This window comes from Microbacterium alkaliflavum (genome assembly GCF_044325405.1).
Lineage (GTDB): Bacteria > Actinomycetota > Actinomycetes > Actinomycetales > Microbacteriaceae > Microbacterium > Microbacterium alkaliflavum.
On the sequence record NZ_JBIQWL010000005.1, the window covers coordinates 102,071 to 119,193 of the forward strand.

15 protein-coding genes are annotated in these 17,123 nt (G+C 70.6%); 10 read left to right on the forward strand and 5 right to left on the reverse strand.

From position 1 onward, the window contains the following. Positions 1-10: 10 nt before the first annotated feature. From ACH3VR_RS14730 to ACH3VR_RS14760, 7 genes are all read left to right on the forward strand, one after another. A complete protein-coding gene (locus ACH3VR_RS14730; RefSeq protein WP_397557073.1) occupies positions 11-331 on the forward strand; it encodes a GNAT family N-acetyltransferase in 321 nt (106 codons plus the stop codon). Between the two features lie 10 nt (positions 332-341). Further along, a complete protein-coding gene (locus ACH3VR_RS14735; RefSeq protein WP_397557074.1) occupies positions 342-1,334 on the forward strand; it encodes a pirin family protein in 993 nt (330 codons plus the stop codon). Between the two features lie 125 nt (positions 1,335-1,459). Next, complete coding sequence (locus ACH3VR_RS14740; RefSeq protein WP_397557075.1) at positions 1,460-2,011, forward strand: ECF transporter S component; 552 nt, start codon at positions 1,460-1,462, stop codon at positions 2,009-2,011. A gap of 70 nt (positions 2,012-2,081) precedes the next feature. Beyond that, a complete protein-coding gene (locus ACH3VR_RS14745) occupies positions 2,082-4,001 on the forward strand; it encodes an ABC transporter ATP-binding protein (protein WP_397557076.1) in 1,920 nt (639 codons plus the stop codon). Then, the gene (locus tag ACH3VR_RS14750) at positions 3,998-4,837 is read left to right on the forward strand and encodes an energy-coupling factor transporter transmembrane component T (protein ID WP_397557077.1); all 840 of its coding nucleotides are present in this window, start codon (positions 3,998-4,000) and stop codon (positions 4,835-4,837) included. The genes ACH3VR_RS14745 and ACH3VR_RS14750 overlap by 4 nt, the downstream gene beginning before the upstream one ends. A 43-nt stretch (positions 4,838-4,880) precedes the next feature. Continuing rightward, positions 4,881-5,762, forward strand: coding sequence for a siderophore-interacting protein (locus tag ACH3VR_RS14755; RefSeq protein WP_397557078.1), 882 nt, complete (start codon positions 4,881-4,883; stop codon positions 5,760-5,762). Continuing rightward, positions 5,759-6,328 carry an ECF transporter S component gene (locus ACH3VR_RS14760; RefSeq protein ID WP_397557079.1) on the forward strand — a complete coding sequence of 190 codons (570 nt, stop codon included), beginning with the start codon at positions 5,759-5,761 and terminating at the stop codon, positions 6,326-6,328. Before ACH3VR_RS14755 ends, ACH3VR_RS14760 begins: the two co-directional genes overlap by 4 nt. A gap of 122 nt (positions 6,329-6,450) precedes the next feature. Here the strand turns inward: ACH3VR_RS14760 and ACH3VR_RS14765 are convergent, their stop codons facing one another. Next, entirely contained in the window at positions 6,451-7,209 is a 759-nt protein-coding gene (locus ACH3VR_RS14765) for an MBL fold metallo-hydrolase (protein WP_397557080.1), read from the reverse strand. Between the two features lie 91 nt (positions 7,210-7,300). Between ACH3VR_RS14765 and ACH3VR_RS14770 the strand changes: the two genes are divergently transcribed. Next, positions 7,301-8,530 (forward strand): LCP family protein, encoded by a 1,230-nt coding sequence (locus ACH3VR_RS14770; protein WP_397557081.1) that lies wholly within the window; start codon positions 7,301-7,303, stop codon positions 8,528-8,530. A gap of 96 nt (positions 8,531-8,626) precedes the next feature. Here the strand turns inward: ACH3VR_RS14770 and ACH3VR_RS14775 are convergent, their stop codons facing one another. From ACH3VR_RS14775 to ACH3VR_RS14785, 3 genes are all read right to left on the reverse strand, one after another. Then, positions 8,627-10,228, reverse strand: a complete 1,602-nt coding sequence (locus ACH3VR_RS14775; RefSeq protein ID WP_397557082.1) for a M28 family metallopeptidase — start codon at positions 10,226-10,228, stop codon at positions 8,627-8,629. A gap of 213 nt (positions 10,229-10,441) precedes the next feature. Further along, positions 10,442-11,605 carry an acyl-CoA dehydrogenase family protein gene (locus ACH3VR_RS14780; RefSeq protein WP_397557083.1) on the reverse strand — a complete coding sequence of 388 codons (1,164 nt, stop codon included), beginning with the start codon at positions 11,603-11,605 and terminating at the stop codon, positions 10,442-10,444. 172 nt (positions 11,606-11,777) lie between these two features. Next, entirely contained in the window at positions 11,778-12,803 is a 1,026-nt protein-coding gene (locus tag ACH3VR_RS14785; RefSeq protein ID WP_397557084.1) for a M15 family metallopeptidase, read from the reverse strand. Between the two features lie 122 nt (positions 12,804-12,925). Here ACH3VR_RS14785 and ACH3VR_RS14790 point away from each other — a divergent pair, with 122 nt between their 5' ends. Beyond that, positions 12,926-13,996 (forward strand): Rv2578c family radical SAM protein, encoded by a 1,071-nt coding sequence (locus tag ACH3VR_RS14790; RefSeq protein ID WP_397557085.1) that lies wholly within the window; start codon positions 12,926-12,928, stop codon positions 13,994-13,996. Positions 13,997-14,069: 73 nt separating this feature from the next. Here ACH3VR_RS14790 and ACH3VR_RS14795 read toward each other — a convergent pair whose 3' ends face one another. Beyond that, the gene (locus ACH3VR_RS14795; protein ID WP_397557086.1) at positions 14,070-16,229 is read right to left on the reverse strand and encodes a DEAD/DEAH box helicase; all 2,160 of its coding nucleotides are present in this window, start codon (positions 16,227-16,229) and stop codon (positions 14,070-14,072) included. Between the two features lie 276 nt (positions 16,230-16,505). Between ACH3VR_RS14795 and ACH3VR_RS14800 the strand changes: the two genes are divergently transcribed. Further along, a complete protein-coding gene (locus ACH3VR_RS14800; RefSeq protein ID WP_397557087.1) occupies positions 16,506-17,123 on the forward strand; it encodes an antibiotic biosynthesis monooxygenase in 618 nt (205 codons plus the stop codon).

Below are 17,123 nucleotides of genomic sequence, written 5' to 3' on the forward strand. Positions count from 1 at the left end.
AAGGATGCCTGTGACCGACGCAGACGAGCTCATCACCGTAAGCCGCAGCGACCTCAAGCACCGCTATGAGATCCACGTCGGCGACGTCCTCGCCGGCTACACGATGTTCCGCATCGACGCAGCGGGTCGCCTGAACTTCCCGCACACGGAGGTCGATCCGGCCTTCCGCGGGCGCGGACTCGCGCAGACGCTCGTCGCCGAGGCGATGGCCGACGTCGCGCGCCGCGGCGAGACGGTCGTGCCGCACTGCCCCGTGGTCGCGGGCTATCTGCGCAGGAACGAGGTTCCGGGCCTCGTGATCGAGTGGCCCGCGCAGCCGCATCCCGAGTGAGGACGAGACGATGACGAGGCTCGACGCGGAGGCCCCCGAGCTCAACACGGCCGCCGAGTGCGACGGACCGCGTGCCCTCCTGCTGGAGTCGCGCGAAGTGCCGCTCGGCGGCGTGCGCGCGATGGAGGTGCATCGCACGCTCCCGCAGCGCGACCTTCCGCTGGTCGGCGCGTGGTGCTTCCTCGACCGGTTCGGGCCGCAGGTCGCGCGCATGCGCGTCGAGCCGCACCCGCACATCGGACTGCAGACGGTGACCTGGCCGTTCACGGGCGACGTGCGGCACCGCGACACCGTCGGCAGCGACGTCGTCGTGACGCGCGGCGCCCTCAACCTGATGACGAGCGGCGCCGGCATCGCGCACTCCGAGTACTCGGTGGGAGAGGACGCAATCCCCCTCGACGCACTGCAGCTGTGGGTCGCCCTCCCCGAGTCGCGCCGCCACGGCGGGCCCGCGTTCGAGCGGCACGAACACCTGCCGACGCTGCGCCTCGAGGCGAGCGCGGGCGAATCCGGCGAGGCCGTCGTCGTGATGGGCGCGCTCGGCGGCGTCGAGTCACCGGCGACGGCATACACGCCGATCGTCGGGGCCGAGGTGCGCGTGCCTGCGGGCTCACGCGTGCGGATCCCCCTCGATCCGGCGTGGGAGCACGCCCTCGTCGGCGTGGAGGGCTCGGTGCGGGTGCTGACGGGTGTGCGTGAGGAGGAAGCATCCACGGATCTCGTCGCGGGGCATCTGCTGTATCTCGGCACGAAGCGCGACGGCATCGAGGTCGAGGCGCCCGACGGGGCGACGCTGTTCCTCCTCGGCGGCGAGCCGTTCGAGGACGACATCGTGATGTGGTGGAACTTCGTGGGGCGCTCGCACGAAGAGATCGTCGAGGCGCGCGACGCGTGGGAGGCGGGATCGGACCGGTTCGGACACGTCGTGGGACACGGCGACGAACGCATCCCGGCCCCGCCGCTTCCGGCCGTACGGCTCACTCGCCGACGGCGCCGCATCTGACCCGGCACAGTAAGAAGTTGCGCGACATCGTCGGCGCGCAACGAGGCAAACGTAACCCACCGAAGCGCTTCGGGGGAATCGCTTCAAGATGAGAAACGCATGAGGTGTGCGGCTACAGTGAGCGGGTGGCCGCCTCCACCCGACTGTCGACGAGCGTGCTGCTCACCTGTGCTGCGATCGCCGTCGCAACCGGAATCGTGGGCGGCATCGCGGGATGGCTCACGCCTGTCGTCCTTGCGACCGTGCCGATCGTCTACGGATTCGTGCTCGGCGCGCACGTGCTGCCGGGCATCATCGCGCAGGAGGTGCTGCGCCTCCCCTGGGTCGCACTCATCACACACGTCATCGCAGCGCTGGTCGCGAGCGCGATGGCGCCGCAATGGGCTTTCCGGTTCATCGGCACGGCGATCCTCTTCGGCGGCATCCAGGAGATCGTCGCGGCGCTGACCCGCTACAAGGTGTGGGACGCGTGGCGCTTCTTCATCTCGGCGCTGATCATCGGCGTCGTCGTCGCGGCCGCCGTGTTCTTCGCGGCGCACCTGTCGACGATGGCGCTGTGGGCGCAGATCACCTACCTCCTGCTCGCCGTGCTCGGCCCCATCGCGTGGACCGCCGTGGGCCTGGGCATCGGAGCAGGTCTGCGTCGGGCCGGCGTCGCGCGCACCGCGCACCGCTGACGCTTTCGACGGCGAGGTTAGGGCAGGCTAAGTTAGGTAGGACTAATACGCCTGACTCCTGGGAAGTACCGTGACCGTTCCGCGCCGCGACGCTTCCGTCGCGCTGTCGACGGATGCCGCATCCCGCCCCCTCCTCGAGGTGCGCGGGCTCGCGATCACGCACGAGGGTGCGGATGCCCCGACCCCGGCATCGGTGACCTTCCAGGTGCGCCCCGGCGAAGTCGTACTGCTGCTCGGCCCGAGCGGATCGGGCAAGTCGACACTTGCGCTCGCCCTCAACGGCCTCATCCCCCACGCCGTGCCCGCAACCCTCGACGGGGAGGTCCTCGTCGGGGGGCTCGACACCGCAACGTCGAGCGTGGCGCAGCTGAGCACCCAGGTCGGCATGGTGTTCCAAGACCCCGACGCGCAGCTCGTGACGGGGACGCTCCTCGACGAGGTGGCCTTCGGACCGGAGAACCTCAGGATGCCGGTCGCCGACGTGCTCGCCCGCGCAGAGGCGGCGCTGCGCCGCGTCGGGCTGTGGGACCGGCGCGCCGAGAATCCCGACCGCCTCTCGGGCGGCGGGCGGCAGCGTCTCGCGATCGCGTGCGCACTCGCGATGGATGCGCCGCTGCTCGTGCTCGACGAGCCCACCGCTAACCTCGATCCGCGGGGGATCGACGAGGTCTACGCCGCCCTCGCCGAACTCGTCGAGGCGGGCGACCGCGCCATCGTGCTCGTCGAGCACAATCTCGACGCAGCTGTCGGGTTCGTCGATCGCGTCGTCGTGCTCGACCACGACGGACGACTCGTCGCCGACGGCGACGTCGACTCCGTGCTGCGCCGCCGCGCCGAGGAGCTTCACGACATCGGCGTATGGCTGCCGACGTCGGCCCTCGCGGCCCTCCGTCTGCGCGGGGCCGGGTTCGCCCTCGATCCGCTGCCCCTTACGCCCGCAGAGCTGCACGCCGCGCTCGAGGCGGACGACGGCGTGCGGCCGACGCGCCTCGCGGGCTCGGTGTTCAACCCCTCGACAAGCTCGGGGACCGACCCGGTCACGGGCGCCGACCCGGTCACGGGAGCCGACGTCGCAGAAGCCGGCGACACGAAGGGCACGACGCCTCTCGCGGGCTCGGCGTCCCGCCCGTCGACAGACTCGGGCACCAGACCACCGGTCATCGCCGTGCGCGGGCTCACGATCGACCGCGGACGCACCCGCGTGCTCCACGACATCGACCTCGACATCGCACCCGGCGAGTTCGTGGCGGTCGTCGGAGCCAACGGCGCCGGCAAGACCACCCTCGTGCAGGCGATCGCGGGTGTCATCCCGCCCCCGCGCGGCACGGTGCGGATCGGCGACCCGTCGACAGGCGCGGGAGACGCCCTCGACGTCGGGCGCGCCGACGCGCGCACGCTCTCGCGGCGTGTGGGATTCGTGTTCCAGAACCCGGAGCACCAGTTCATCGCGCACACCGTGTTCGACGAGCTCGCCCACGGCCTGCGGCTGCAGCACCTGCCTGATGCGCAGGTGCGCGAGCGCACCGAGGCGGTGCTCGAGCGCTTCGGACTCGCGGCGAAGTCGGGCTCACACCCGTTCCTCCTCTCCGGGGGCCAGAAGCGTCGCCTCTCGGTGGCGACGGCGCTCGTGGCGGGTGCCCCCGTGCTGGCTCTCGACGAGCCGACGTTCGGCCAGGACCGCGCCCGCGCGGAGGAGCTCCTCGGCCTCCTCCAGGAGCTCAACGCCGACGGCACGACCATCCTCGTGGTGACCCACGACATGCAGCTGGTCACCGAGCACGCCGACCGCACCGTCGTGCTCTCCGGGGGTCGGGTGCTGACGCAGGGCCCGACGCCCGAGGTCTTCGCCGACGACGCCCTCATCGAATCCGCGGGGCTGCGTCTCCCACCCCTCCGCCGAGCGCTGCACGATCTCACGCGCCATCCCGAGCTGGCCCGCATCGCGCGCTTGGCCGATCTGCCCGGACGATCATCGGGAGTCGCATCATGACCGGCACGGTCCGCGTGCAGCGGTCCGCGGCATCCTTCGATCCCTACGCCACCGCGCCCGAGGCGAGCCCGATCCGGTTCCTGTACCGGCTCAATCCCCTCGCGAAGATCGCAGGACCCGCGCCTGCCATGGTGCTGCTCGTGTTCGTCCGGGATGCCGCGACCCCGCTCGCCTTCCTCGCGCTGGCCTACGCGCTCCTGCTCGTGGGAGCGCGGCTCACGCGACGGCTCGCGCTGCTGCTGTTCGTCGGCATCCCCGTCGCCGTCGCCGTCATCGGCCTCGGCTTCTCGCTGTGGACCGACCCGACGCGCATCGACGCGGGAAGTCCCGTGCTGCAGATCGGCGGATGGACGCTGTACAGCGGGATGCTCCAGATCGGCTACGCGACCGCCCTCAGGCTCGGCGCCATCATCGCGCTCTCACTCCTGGTCGGCGTCACGACGACCGGCCCCGACCTCGTGCGCGCGATGGTGCAGCAACTGCGCGTGCCGTACCGGATCGGCTACACGGCGCTCGCGGCGTTCCGGTTCGTGCCGCGGTTCGGACACGAGCTGGAGGTCATCCGTCAGGCGCACCGGGTGCGCGGCGCCCACGGCGGGCGCGGTCCGTTCGCGGCGCTCGCACGGTGGGGCGGCTACATCGTGCCGCTGCTGGCGGGTGCGATCCGCCACGCCGAACGCGTCGCACTGGCGATGGACTCCCGCGCCTTCGGCGCCTACCCCGACCGCACGGAGCGTCACCTCGTGCCGTGGCGCGTCCGCGACACGGTGTTCGTGCTGCTCTTCTGGCTGGCCTCCGCCGCCCTGTTCTGGCTCTTCTTCCCGTGGGGCCTGTGATGTCCGGCCACCGCTCACCGTCACCTCATCGAAAGGAACGCGCATGGCGCAGTCGAGCCGGCTCGTGAAGCCGTCGTCGCAAGACCTCGTCCACCTGCAGGTGCTGCGCACCGAACGCCTGTCGGCACACTGGATGCGGGTGACCCTCGGCGGCGGCGAGATCGATCGGTTCCGGCCGCTCGGCTACGACCAGTGGTTCCGCCTCTTCCTGCCGGTGGGCGGAGACGCCGGGCTCGAGCGCATCCCCGCGAAGGCGAACAAGCTGCTCGGGTACCTGCGGTTCCTGCGGATCCCCGACGGGATGCGCCCCGTCATGCGCAACTACACGGTGCGCGCCTTCCGCCCGGCGACGGCCGATCGCGGCGCCGAGCTCGACGTCGACTTCGTGCTGCACGGGTCCGCCGCAGACGGCACCGCCGGACCGGCGTCGCGCTGGGCCGAGACGTGCACCGCGGGCGAGAGCGTCGTGCTCATCGACGAAGGTCTCGCCTTCAATCCCGAGCGCGGCACCGACCGCGTCGTGCTCGCATCCGACGAGACAGGCCTTCCCGCGATCGCGGGCATCTGTGCGAGCCTGCCCGCGGACGCCTCGGGACTGGCGATCATCGAGGTGCCGAGCGCCGTCGACGCGCTCGAGTTCGACCGCCCGGCCGGGATCGACGTGCGCTGGGTCGTGCGGGAGCACGGCGTCAAGCCCGGCGAACCCGCGTTCCGCATCCTTGCCGAGCTGCCCGAGCGCGACCTGCCCGCCCAGCCGTACCACGCGTTCATCGTCGGCGAGCAGGCTCTGCCGACCGGCGCGCGGCGCCACCTCGTGAGCGAGCGGGGCGTCCCGAAAGACCTCGTGAGCTTCTGCGGCTATTGGCGCGTCGGCGCCGCCTCGCCGACCCCGAGGGCGCAGCAGCAGGTGGAGGTCGGCGCGTGAGCCGCATCACGACGGCGTACCTGCTGACCTGCGCCGCGATCGGCGTCGCGGGCGGCGTGCTGCTCGCTGTGGCGAACTGGGTGTCGACGGCGCTCTTCGCCGCCGTGCCGTTCTTCTCCGTGGCGACCGCGGGGCTCTGGCTGCTGCCCGCCGTCATCGCGCTGAGGCTGCTGCAGCGCCCGTTCGCGGGACTGCTCGTCGGCCTCATCTCGGGGCTCGTGATCGTGCCGTTCTCGGGATACGGCTTCGCGAGCGTCGCGACGAACCTGTGGTGGGCCTTCTTCGCCGAACTGCCGTTCCTCATCGTGCTCTACCGCTACTGGAGGACGTGGCAGCACTACGCAGGAGCGATCGTCGTGAGCATCGTCTACCCGCTCCTCGCCGCGGCGTCGTTCGGTCTTGAGACGATGCCGCTCGGAGTCCAAGTGGGATTCTTCGCGATCATGGTGGCGAGCACCCTGGGAGCAACTGCGCTCGGCATCCTCATCGCCGACCGCCTGCGCGCCGCAGGGGTCGCTCGGCTCGCGCGGCGGCGGCGCCCCAAGGTCGTCGCGGCGCGCGACTGACCCCCGTCGAGGCGTGCCGGAACTCGGCTCGACGGTGCGGATGACTCGCATCTCCGGCATGTGAGGCGACTCGCGCCACATCCCGCCGGGTTCCGGGACAGGTCGATGCAGGGAGGGCCCGATCAGCGCTGCCCGCGAACCACACGCACGAGGTGCTCGTACTCGTCGCGCATGCCGGGATCCGCCAGGCGGTCATCGTCCGGGACGCGTCCGCGGAGCACGGCGTCGAGGTAGCGACGGTCGGCGTCGAGTCGCGCCCGGGCGTGCGGGCCCGGCGCGCCGTGGCCCGGGATGACGACCGCCGCGAGGGCGGCGAACGGCTCGAGCAGGTCGAGCGCGGCGAGATAGGCGGGCACGTCGTCAGGATCGAACGGAAGCGGCACCTCCAGGTCGCTGAGCATGTCCCCCGCGATGAGCACGCGCTGCACGGGGAGCCACAGCGCCGTGTGCCCCGGCGCGTGTCCGTCGTGCACGATGAGCTCGACGGGTCCGGCCGGAGACTCGAACACGTCGGCGGGCGACGGCATCACCCGACCCATCAGGTCGGCCAGCTCCGGCGGGAGATCTCCGCCGAGGGCCTCGACGAGCGCGCCCCGATCCGACTCCGCGAGCCGCACGGTCTGGGGCGACGCACACCGCGGCGCATCGCCGAATCCGGGATGCCACAGCAGATGGTCGTGGTGCGCGTGCGTCGCGAATCCCCCGACCACGCGAAGCTCTCGCCGGCGAAGCTCCGCGTCGAGCCCGCCGAGTTCGTCGGGCATCCACGCCGGATCCACGAGGAGCGCCCGGCCGCCGGCCGCGAGCACGGTCGACGTCGTCGACATGACTCTGCTCGTCGCGACGAGCACGCCGTCGGCCACCTGCTCGAGTCGCCGCATCCCTCGCCCTCCTCGCCCATCGTGACGCGACCCTCCTGGATCGGGCGCCCCGGGGCTAGACTCACCCCAACCTGACAGCGGGGGCTTCGGGATGGCAAGACGACGGGGTACTGTCGCGCGGCACGCGCATCTGCGCTCGCCGCACCCTGTCGCGCAATTCGGGAAGATCCTCGCCGTGTGCGTCGCGGTGGTCGTGCTCAGCGCGGGCGGGGTCGGCGCCTACGCGACCTACGATCTCGCCGCGAGCTTCGCCGATGTCGTCGTCGATCTCCCCGACCAACAGGCCGTCCCACCCGACATCGGCGCGATCGAGGGCGGCGTCAATCTCCTCGTGACAGGCATCGACGAGTGCGAGCCCGACTTCGCGTATCTGTTCGGCGCCCGCTGCACCGGTGCCGACCGCACGAGCCGGCTCAACGACGTGAACCTGCTCGTGCACATCTCCGACCACCCGCGACGCGTCACGGTCGTCTCGTTCCCCCGCGACCTCATCACGACGCTGCCGTCGTGCACGCGCCCCGACGGGACCGACACCGGCGGCGGCACGGCCCAGCTCAACACGGCGTATCAGGGGGGCGGGCTCGCGTGCGTCGTCAAGACGATCTCCGCGCTGAGCGGCCTCGACATCCAGTTCGGTGCGCTGGTGACGTTCGGCGGCGTCATCAAGGTCACCGACGCGATCGGCGGAGTCGACGTCTGCCTCGCCCGAGGCATCCGCGACCGCAACACGGATCTCGATCTCCCCGCCGGGATGCACACCGTGTCGGGCATCACCGCGCTGGAGTTCCTCCGCACGCGCTACGGCGTCGGCGACGGCAGCGATCTCAGCCGCATCTCCAACCAGCAGCAGTACATGTCGCGGCTGGCCCGCAAGCTCATGAGCGAGGAGGTGCTCTCCGACCCTGCACGTCTCTACAAGCTCGCCGTCGCCGGCCTCGACAGCGTCACGCCGACGCGATCGCTCGCCAATCCGTTCACGGTCGTGCAGATCGCGCTCGCCGTGAAGGACGTGCCGTTCGACGAGATCGTCTTCATCCAGTACCCGACGCTCACCGACCCGGCCGACCCCAACCGCGTCGTCGCGAACGAGGGTGCCGCCGATGCGCTGTGGGCAGCGCTCGCGACCAACCGTCCGCTCGAGCTGACAGGCGACGTCGGCGCCCGCGGCGGTGTCGTCGAGGTCACGCCGGCACCGGCGGATCCCGCGGCCCCCAGCACACCGGAGACGCCGGCACCGGGCGAGGAGGCGATCGCCCTTCCCCCGAGCATCACGGGATCCACGGCAGCGCAGGAGACGTGCAGCGGCGGCAACCTCCGCTGAGGCGGGTCGATGGATGCCGGGGCGGATCACGCGGATGCCGGCCCCGGACGGGAACGGGCCCGTCGCCGAAGCGGCGGACCCGTCCGGTGCCGAGTGTCAGTCCGCAGGCAGGTCGTCGACGTGGCTCAGGCCGCCGGCGGCCGTGGCGGTCGCCGGGATCGCCGGACCGGCCGGAGCGGCAAGCTTGAGTCCGCCCGGGATCGACTTCCCCACGACGCCGTTCACCGACTCCGTCGAGTAGGAGTACGCGAGCACCGCGAGCGCGACCGCGTCGGAGTTGACGTCCAGCGCGTGCATGTCGACGTTCTGGATCGTGTCGCATGCCTGGTGGTAGCAGGGGTCGAGCCACGCGCCCGCCGTGCCGCCCCAGATCGCCGCCTCGGCGGCCGTCTTGGGCACCTCGGCGCCCGTGAACAGCCCGCCGGATGCGATCCCCGCCAGGACGAAGGCCTGGTAGTCGCTGCGCGCCGTGAACTGCGCGTCGTCGTAGGGCACGCCCATCGTCGTGTAATAGCTCTCGAACAGGTCCTCGATCTGGACCGATCCGTCAGGCACGGGAACCGGTGCCGGGAAGCCCGACTGGTCGCTGTCGTAGATCATGAACACGTAGTTCGGCGAGGCGATCATGTCGAAGTTCAGGTACAGGGCGATCCTGTCCCTCTCCGCCTCTGACAGTCCGTTCACGTACGCGGCCGATCCGAGCAGTCCAGCCTCCTCGGCACCCCACCACGCCAGTCGGATCGTGTTCTCCGGCTTCAGCTTCGAAAGGTTCTGAGCGAGCTCCAGCAGGGTGGCCGAGCCGCTGCCGTTGTCGTTGATGCCGGGACCTGCGGGCACCGAGTCGAGGTGTGCTCCCGCCATGACGACGTTGTCGTTGTTGCGACCGGGAAGCTCGGCGATCACGTTCTTCTGCGGGCGCTCCTCCGGTTGGGGCACGAAGACCCGCGCGGTCGAGCCGGGCGCCGCGAGGGCCACACCGTCCGCGAACGACGCCCCGACGACCGGGATGTCGACGACGTTCGCACCGCCGAGCGTGCCGATGATGAGTCCCGTGCGTCCGGGTTCGTTCCCCTGGTTGAAGATCACGACTGCTTCGGCGCCGTGCGCCTCCGCCCGCACGGCCTTGTCGGCGAACGTGCACGTCCCTCGCTGGATGAGGGCGATGTCGTCCGGTCCCGAGAAGTCCAGCCCGTTGTAGTCGGAGTCTTCGCAGCTGCTCGTCACGACCGAGGGATCCGCGATCGCCACGTCGACGGGGATGACGTTGCCGGACACCTGGCCGTACCCCGTGCCTGTGAAGGCCCCCGTCTCGTAGTCGGCGGTGATGGTCGCGGTCTGCTCGAGCTCGGCGGGACCGACATAGGTGAACGGGAACTCGTCGATCGTGACGGTCCACCCCGCCGCCTCGAGGACGCCCGTCACGTAGTCGACGCTGTCTTCGTAACCGGGCAGCCCTGCGGCGCGTGTGCCGCCGTTGGCGTTCGCGATGTCCTGCAGCGCTTGCAGATGCTGCGTGACGCCCTCCGGCGTGACGCACTCCAGCAGGTTCGAGATGGTGTTGTTATTGCGCGTCTCGCACGCCTTCGGGGACGGCGCCGCGAGGGCCGCACCGGTCGGCGCCGCGACGAATGCAATGGCCGTCGCGGCCGCGGCTGTGACCGCGAGCATTCTTCGAGATGGGCGGGCAGGAAGGTTCATCGTTGCTTCTCCTTCGAAGACGCGCGTCATCTTCGACGCGCGCGATGACGCCGACGATCAGCCGGCACTTCGACGGTATCGATGGCGAGCCGGCGAAACCACCCTCAACCGCGCCCTGCAGAGACGACGGATGCCGCGATCCTCACCCCCAGCAAGGACCCCGGCATCCGTCTGATTCCCGAGCGGCATTCCGCCGCTGATGGCTGGTGAGCGCTAGCGCTTGCCTGCGATCTGCCGACCCACGATCTCACGCATGATCTCGTTCGTCCCGCCGTAGATGCGGTGCACTCGCGCGTCGAGGAATGCACGCGCGATCGGGTATTCCGTAATGTACCCGTAGCCGCCGTGGAGCTGCACGCATGTGTCGAGCACGTCCCACTCGCGCTCTGTCGCCCAGAATTTGATCTTCGCGGCCTCTTCGGCGCTGAGGCGACCGTCCTTGTAGGCGAGGAGGGCGCGGTCGATGTACGCCCACAGCGCGTCGACCGTGGTGGCGACATCCGCGAGCTTGAAGCGCGTGTTCTGGAAGTCGATGATGCGCTCGCCGAACGCTTCGCGGCTCTTGGTGTAGTCGACGGTCCAGCCCAGCGCCGCCTGCGCGGCGGCGGCTCCGGCGACCGCGATCGAGAGGCGCTCGAGCGGGAGGTTCATCATGAGCTGCACGAAGCCCATGCCCTCCTTGCCGCTGATGAGGTTCTCCTCGGGAACGAACACGTCGCTGAAGGACAGCTCGGCGGTGTCGTGGCCGTGGAAGCCCATCTTGTGGAGCTTCTTGCCGTGATCGAACCCCGCCATGCCGTTCTCGATGAGCAGCAGGCTGAAGGCGTCGGGGCGATTGCCCTCGCCCGTCTTGACGAACGTGACGATGACGTCGGCCGTCTTGCCGCTCGAGATGAAGGTCTTGGCGCCGTTGACGATGTAGCCGCCCTCGGCCCGCTTGGCGGTCGTCTTGATGCCACGCAGATCGCTGCCCGCGCCGGGCTCGGTCATCGCGAGGGCGCCGATGATCTCGCCGGTCGCCATGCCGGGAAGCCACTTCTCCTTCTGCTCCTGCGTGCCCATGTGCACGAGGTACGGGACGGCGAGGTCGTCCTGGATGCCGAAAGCCCCGGCGAGCGAGCCGGAGCCCGCGCCGATGATCTCCTCGTTGACGATCGCACGGAACCGGTAGTCCTGCAGCATGCCCGCGCCGCCGAACTCCTCGGGCACCGACAGCCCGATGATGCCGGCATCGCCCGCCGCGCGCATCGTCGCGCGATCGACCTCGCCCTCGGCATCCCACCGCTCGCGCGCCTCGTTCGTGACGTAGCGCTTGATGTATTCCTTCACGACGTCGCGGAACGCCTCGTGGTCCTCGTCGTAGATGTCGCGCTCCATGTGAGCCCGCCCCTTCCTGCACGCAGCTTTCGGGCGCCGGCCGGGCCGCCCGCGATGGGCGCACGGCCGCGTCGCCGAGCCCGATTCTAAGTCCTGGCGACGACATTCCGGGCAGTCTCGTGAGATTGCATCTCACACTTCCCGGTACTGGGTACCGCGTTTGTGGGATGCCTCAATCGAGGTAGTCGGGCGCCGCGGGCAGGCCGAGGAACTCCTCGAGGCTGCCCCATCCCCCGTCGTGGTAGGCCGCCGCGAGTTCACGGCCGATGTAGCGCAGATGCCAGGGCTCCGGTGAGTAGCCGGTCACCGGAGTCTTGCCGTCGACGTAGCGGACGATCCAGCCGTACTCCCACGAGTGCGCGGCGACCCAGGCCTGCTGCGGCGTCCCCGCGAACGACTCGAGCCCGACGCAGCTCGAGGTGCACGCCGTGACGTCGGCGGCGAGGCCCGATTGATGCTCGCTGTAGCCGGGGCGCGCGCTCACCATGTCGGCGTCGGCCCGTCCATGGGCCGAGACCTGTCGCTGGTAGGTCGATCGCTGCGTGCGGTACGACCGGAAGCCGCTGTCGAGCGCGATCTCACCGGCCCCCGCCGTCGCCGCGGCGGCCACCATGTCGGCGAGCGCGGATGAGGCGTCGGCGCGCAGATCGCCGCCCCCGATGCCTCGAAGCCCCGAAGGCGAGGCCAGCGGCGCAGGCAGGTAGTCGACGGGGTCGAAGGGACGCGCCTTGTTGACGACGACCCAGAGGTGATCGGGGTCAGCCAGCGGCACGCACGACGCCGTGCCCGACGCGACCGCGACCCGGAACGACTCGGCGCCTCCTGCGGCCGCGATCGCGCCCCCGTCATCGCCCGCCTGCAGGGCCGCGACGAATGCGGGGTTCGCACAGACGTCGACGAGCGCCGGCGCGGCGATGAGCGTCGGCGCGGGGAGCGCTTCGACGGGCTGCGGGAGCGGGACCGGCACCTCACGCGCCTTCGACTCGAAGGCCACGCTCCGCGACGGGGCCAGCGCGGGCGCGACGAGCGCCGCGGTGAGGGCGGCGGCACCGCCCACGGCGAGAGCCGAGACGGCGAACACGGCGAACGCGAGACGGATCCAGTCCGCGCGACGGGCGCGACCATGGCGCACGGGCGCGGATTCGGCCGTGAGCAGGTGGACCGCGCGGGCTTCGCGGCGCGTCGCCGGAGGCGTCACTCCGCCATTCTCCCCCGCGCGTCTGCGAGCCTGGGTTCGGGAGGCGGATTCTCACGGCAACCTCATCGTCCCTTCGTTCGACACTCCTTGACAGATCTTCGTAGTTCTGTTCGAATGACTCTATGCGGTGGCAGGGACAACAGCTCGGAGTTCCGGATGCCGCGGCCCTCCCGGGCCTCGAGCATCTGAACGGTCTGGTGCGATCTGTGACGACGCCCGAGTTCTCCGGTGTGACGTTCCACGAGGTGATGGCCAAGAGCGCGCTCAACCACGTTCCCGGTGCGTCGGCGATGCCGTTCGACTGGACGGTGAACCCCTACCGGGGATGCCAACATGCATGCCTCTACTGCTTCGCCCGCGGCACGCACGAGTACCTCGAGTTCGACGCGGGACACGACTTCGACTCGCAGATCGTCGTCAAGATCAACGTCGCCGACGTGCTGCGCAAGGAGCTCGCGCGCGGCTCGTGGATGCGTGAGCCGGTCGCGCTCGGCACCAACACCGATCCGTATCAGCGCGCGGAGGGGAGGTACCGGCTCATGCCCGGCATCGTGTCGGCGCTGGCCGATTCGGGCACGCCGTTCTCGATCCTCACGAAGGGTTCGCTGCTGCGTCGCGACCTGCCGCTGCTCCAGGAGGCGAAGTCATCCGTCCCCGTCACGATCGCGATGTCGATCGCCGTCTTCGACGAGACACTGCAGAAGCTCGTCGAGCCCGGCACCCCGACGACGGCCGCGCGCCTCGACACCGTGCGAGCCGCGACCGAGGCCGGCTTCCGCGTGACGGTCTTCCTCATGCCGGTGCTGCCGCACCTCACCGACTCGATCCCGATGCTCGACGACGCGCTGCGACGCATCAAGGCGGCGGGAGCCGCGAGAGTCGTCTACGGCGCGCTCCATCTGCGCCCAGGAGTCAAACCGTGGTTCATGCAGTGGCTCGAGCGCGAGCATCCCGAACTCGTGTCGTCTTATCGCGGGCTCTACCCCGGTGCGTCGGCCTACGCGCCCAAGCAGTACCGCTCCTGGCTCGCCAAGCGCGTGCATCCGCTCCTGCGCGTGCACGGCCTCGGTGGCCAGGCCGAAGACGACTCGCCTCGCAGAGGACCGGTCTCCGGCTTGGCCGCGCGGAGTCAGATCGTCACGACCTCACGAGGCCGCGCGGCCGCACAATCCGGCCCCGCGATGCTGTTCTGAGGTCGCACGCGAGAAGTCCCGCCGACCTCGCGCAGGGCGTCGAGGGCGACGGGACTTCTCCGAGCGGGTCGACTCAGGCGACGGGGTCCACCTGACGGCCGGCGAGCTCCTCGATGAGGTCGTCGCCGAGGCGCACCTCGTCGAACGGCGCCTCGATCTCGGCGCGGTCGAGCAGTTCCGTCATGCGGCGGCGGCGCTGGCGCGTCACGAGCGTCACGACGGTGCCCGAGCGGCCCGCGCGGCCCGTGCGGCCCGAGCGGTGCAGGTAGGTCTTGTACTCGTCAGGCGCGTCGGCCTGGATGACGAGATCGATGTCGTCGACGTGGATGCCGCGGGCCGCGACGTCGGTCGCGACGAGCACGTTGACGCGTCCCGACGTGAGGCGCTCCAGGTTGCGCGTGCGCTTGGCCTGGTTGAGGTCACCGTGGAGTGCGACGGCATGGATGCCGGCGTCGTCGAACTGCTCGGCGAGCATCTCGGCGTAGGCGCGCGTGCGGGCGAAGACGAGGGTCTTGCCCTCGCGGTCGACGAGCGAGCCGAGGATCTCGGCCTTGTCGCGGTGATCGATGATGAGCACACGGTGCTCGATCGTGCCCGAGTCCTGGTCCTCGCCCGCGACCTCGTACACGGCGGGGTCGACGAGGAACTCGTCGACCAGGCCCGCGACCTCACGGTCGAGCGTCGCCGAGAAGAGGAGCTTCTGGGAGCCCTCGGCGGTGTGGCGCAGGATCCGCTGCACGGGTTCGAAGAAGCCGAGCTCGCACATGTGGTCGGCCTCGTCGAGCACCGCGATGCGGACCTCGGAGAGGTCGAGCTTGCCCTGGTCGACGAGGTCCTCGATGCGGCCGGGCGTGCCGATGACGATGTCGACGCCCTTCTTGAGCGCACCGACCTGGCGCGCCTGGGGCACGCCGCCGTAGATCTGCGTCGTGAACAGGCCCACCGAGCGCGCGATCGGCTGGATCGTGCGGTCGATCTGCAGGGCGAGCTCGCGCGTCGGTGCGAGGATGAGCGCCTTCGGCGACCGGCCGAACTCACGGCGCTGACCCGCCTGCGCGCGCAGCACGCTCTCCACGAGCGGAGCGCCGAAGGCGATCGTCTTGCCGGACCCGGTGCGGCCGCGCGCCAGCACGTCCTTGCCCTCGAGGATCGGCGTGATCGTCGCGGCCTGGATCGGGAACGGCGAGGCCGCGCCGAGGTCTGCAAGCGCCTTCACGATGTTCTGACCGAGACCGAGATCGCCGAAGCCCGTGCCGGCGACGTTGTCGGCCTGGATCGCCTCGGCCTGCAGGCGCTCGTGCACGACGTCGACGCGGTCCTCGTGGGCCTTGTCGCGCGCGGGCGTCGCGCTCCAGTCCGAGCGGTTCGGACCGTCGTTGCGGTGCGGGCGGTCGTCGCGGCGCGGCGGACGGTCGTCGTAGGAGCGACGCGGGCGGTCGTCGTGCGAGCGGGCCGGACGGTCGTCGCGACGCGGACGGTCGTCGTACGAACGGGCCGGACGGTCATCATGGGAGCGACGCGGACGGTCGTCGTAGGAACGGGCCGGACGGTCGTCGCGACGCGGACGGTCATCGCGACTCGGACGCTCGTCGTAGGAGCGCCGCGGACGGTCGTCGGAACGGTACGACGGACGACCGTCGCCGAACGAGCGGCGGTCGTCGCGGTCGACGCGGTCGAGGTGCGACGGGCGGCCGCCGCGGTCGTCGTACGACCGGGCCGGGCGGTCGTCGTACGACCGGGCCGGGCGGTCATCGCGACGCGGACGGTCGTCGTACGAGCGGGCAGGGCGGTCCTCGCGACGCGGACGGTCATCGTGGGGGCGAGCCGGACGGTCGCCGTAGCTGCGAGCCGGACGGTCATCGTACGAACGGCGCGGGCGGTCGTCATAGGAGCGCGCGGGGCGGTCATCGCGACGCGGACGGTCGTCGTACGAGCGCGGGGCGCGGTCGCCATGACCCTTCGCCGACGCACCGCCGGCCTGGCTGCGGATGCCGCGAGCCTCGTCGCGGCCGGCCCTCTCCTGCGCCGTCCAGCGTCGCTTCGCGGGCGCCTTGGCCGGCTCGGCGCGGTAGCCGCGGTGGTTGGGGCTCTTGCTGCCCGGACGCGAGTCCGCGGAGCGCGACGGACCGTCGGCATCCCGGCGCTTGCGATCCTGATAGCTCGTCTTCGCACCGTAGCGGGGCTCGAAGTTCTTCGCCGGTCGACCGCCGGCGGGCTTCTTGTTCTTGGGCATGGGTGTGTCCTTCTGGGTTCTCTTGCACGAGAACAGCACTCCCCAGGCGCACGCGCGCGCTGCCGCTCGCAGCGGCATGGGAGTAACCCGGACTATCGCCGGCCGGGGGCCATTCACAGTGATGGTCGTCGGGGCGGATTCGCCCCCACCATCGGCCCCTTGGACTCACAAACCCATCCGCGACGAAGCGCGGCGTCCAGAGCCGACCCTTCACAGTACCGGACAGACCTGAAAGAACGCCCGTCACCGCATGCGCTCGGGCACCACAATGGAGGCATGGCCGAGGGCGAGGCGACCCATCACCCGATCACCGTCGCGATCGAGCGACGCATCGATCCGACGCGCACCGTCGAAGCGACGAGTTGGATGCAGGCCGGCACAGACCTCGCGACGGGCTTCGCGGGCTTCCTCGGGTCGGGCTGGGTGCGCGCCGGCGAGAGCAGCGACCTCTGGTACATGCTCTACCGGTTCCGCGACATGGCGACGCTCGATGCGTGGGAGCAGTCGCCGCAGCGCGATTGGTGGCTCGAGTCGGGCCGCGCGTTCGCGAAGGAGGTGCGGGTCGAGCGCCGCACCGGGATCGAGGGTTGGTTCGACGCCCCGTTCGCGACGCACGTCGAGACCCGTCGCATGGAAGCGGCGCCCCAGACCGGTCCGATCCAGCAGCCGATCCCGTCCGCACCGCCGCGCTGGAAGCAGGCCGTCACGATCTGGCTCGGGTTCTTCCCGACGAACCTGCTCGCCTCGTACCTCCTCGGATTCGTGCCGGGATTCTCCGAGTGGCCGATCTATGCGCGGGTGCTGCTTTCCACGGTGCTGCTGACGCCGATCATGACCTACTTCGTCCTTCCCTGGGTGACCCGCGCCCTCCGACCCTGGCTCCAGAAAGGCTGA

Bases quoted from the DNA above. Each gene is read 5' to 3' on its own strand.
- ACH3VR_RS14735 (WP_397557074.1), top strand. From the start codon at position 342: ATGACGAGGCTCGACGCGGAGGCCCCCGAGCTCAACACGGCCGCCGAG.
- ACH3VR_RS14750 (WP_397557077.1), top strand. From the start codon at position 3,998: ATGACCGGCACGGTCCGCGTGCAGCGGTCCGCGGCATCCTTCGATCCC.
- ACH3VR_RS14755 (WP_397557078.1), top strand. From the start codon at position 4,881: ATGGCGCAGTCGAGCCGGCTCGTGAAGCCGTCGTCGCAAGACCTCGTC.
- ACH3VR_RS14765 (WP_397557080.1), bottom strand. From the start codon at position 7,209: ATGCGGCGACTCGAGCAGGTGGCCGACGGCGTGCTCGTCGCGACGAGC.
- ACH3VR_RS14770 (WP_397557081.1), top strand. From the start codon at position 7,301: ATGGCAAGACGACGGGGTACTGTCGCGCGGCACGCGCATCTGCGCTCG.
- ACH3VR_RS14775 (WP_397557082.1), bottom strand. From the start codon at position 10,228: ATGAACCTTCCTGCCCGCCCATCTCGAAGAATGCTCGCGGTCACAGCC.
- ACH3VR_RS14780 (WP_397557083.1), bottom strand. From the start codon at position 11,605: ATGGAGCGCGACATCTACGACGAGGACCACGAGGCGTTCCGCGACGTC.
- ACH3VR_RS14790 (WP_397557085.1), top strand. From the start codon at position 12,926: ATGCGGTGGCAGGGACAACAGCTCGGAGTTCCGGATGCCGCGGCCCTC.
- ACH3VR_RS14795 (WP_397557086.1), bottom strand. From the start codon at position 16,229: ATGCCCAAGAACAAGAAGCCCGCCGGCGGTCGACCGGCGAAGAACTTC.
- ACH3VR_RS14800 (WP_397557087.1), top strand. From the start codon at position 16,506: ATGGCCGAGGGCGAGGCGACCCATCACCCGATCACCGTCGCGATCGAG.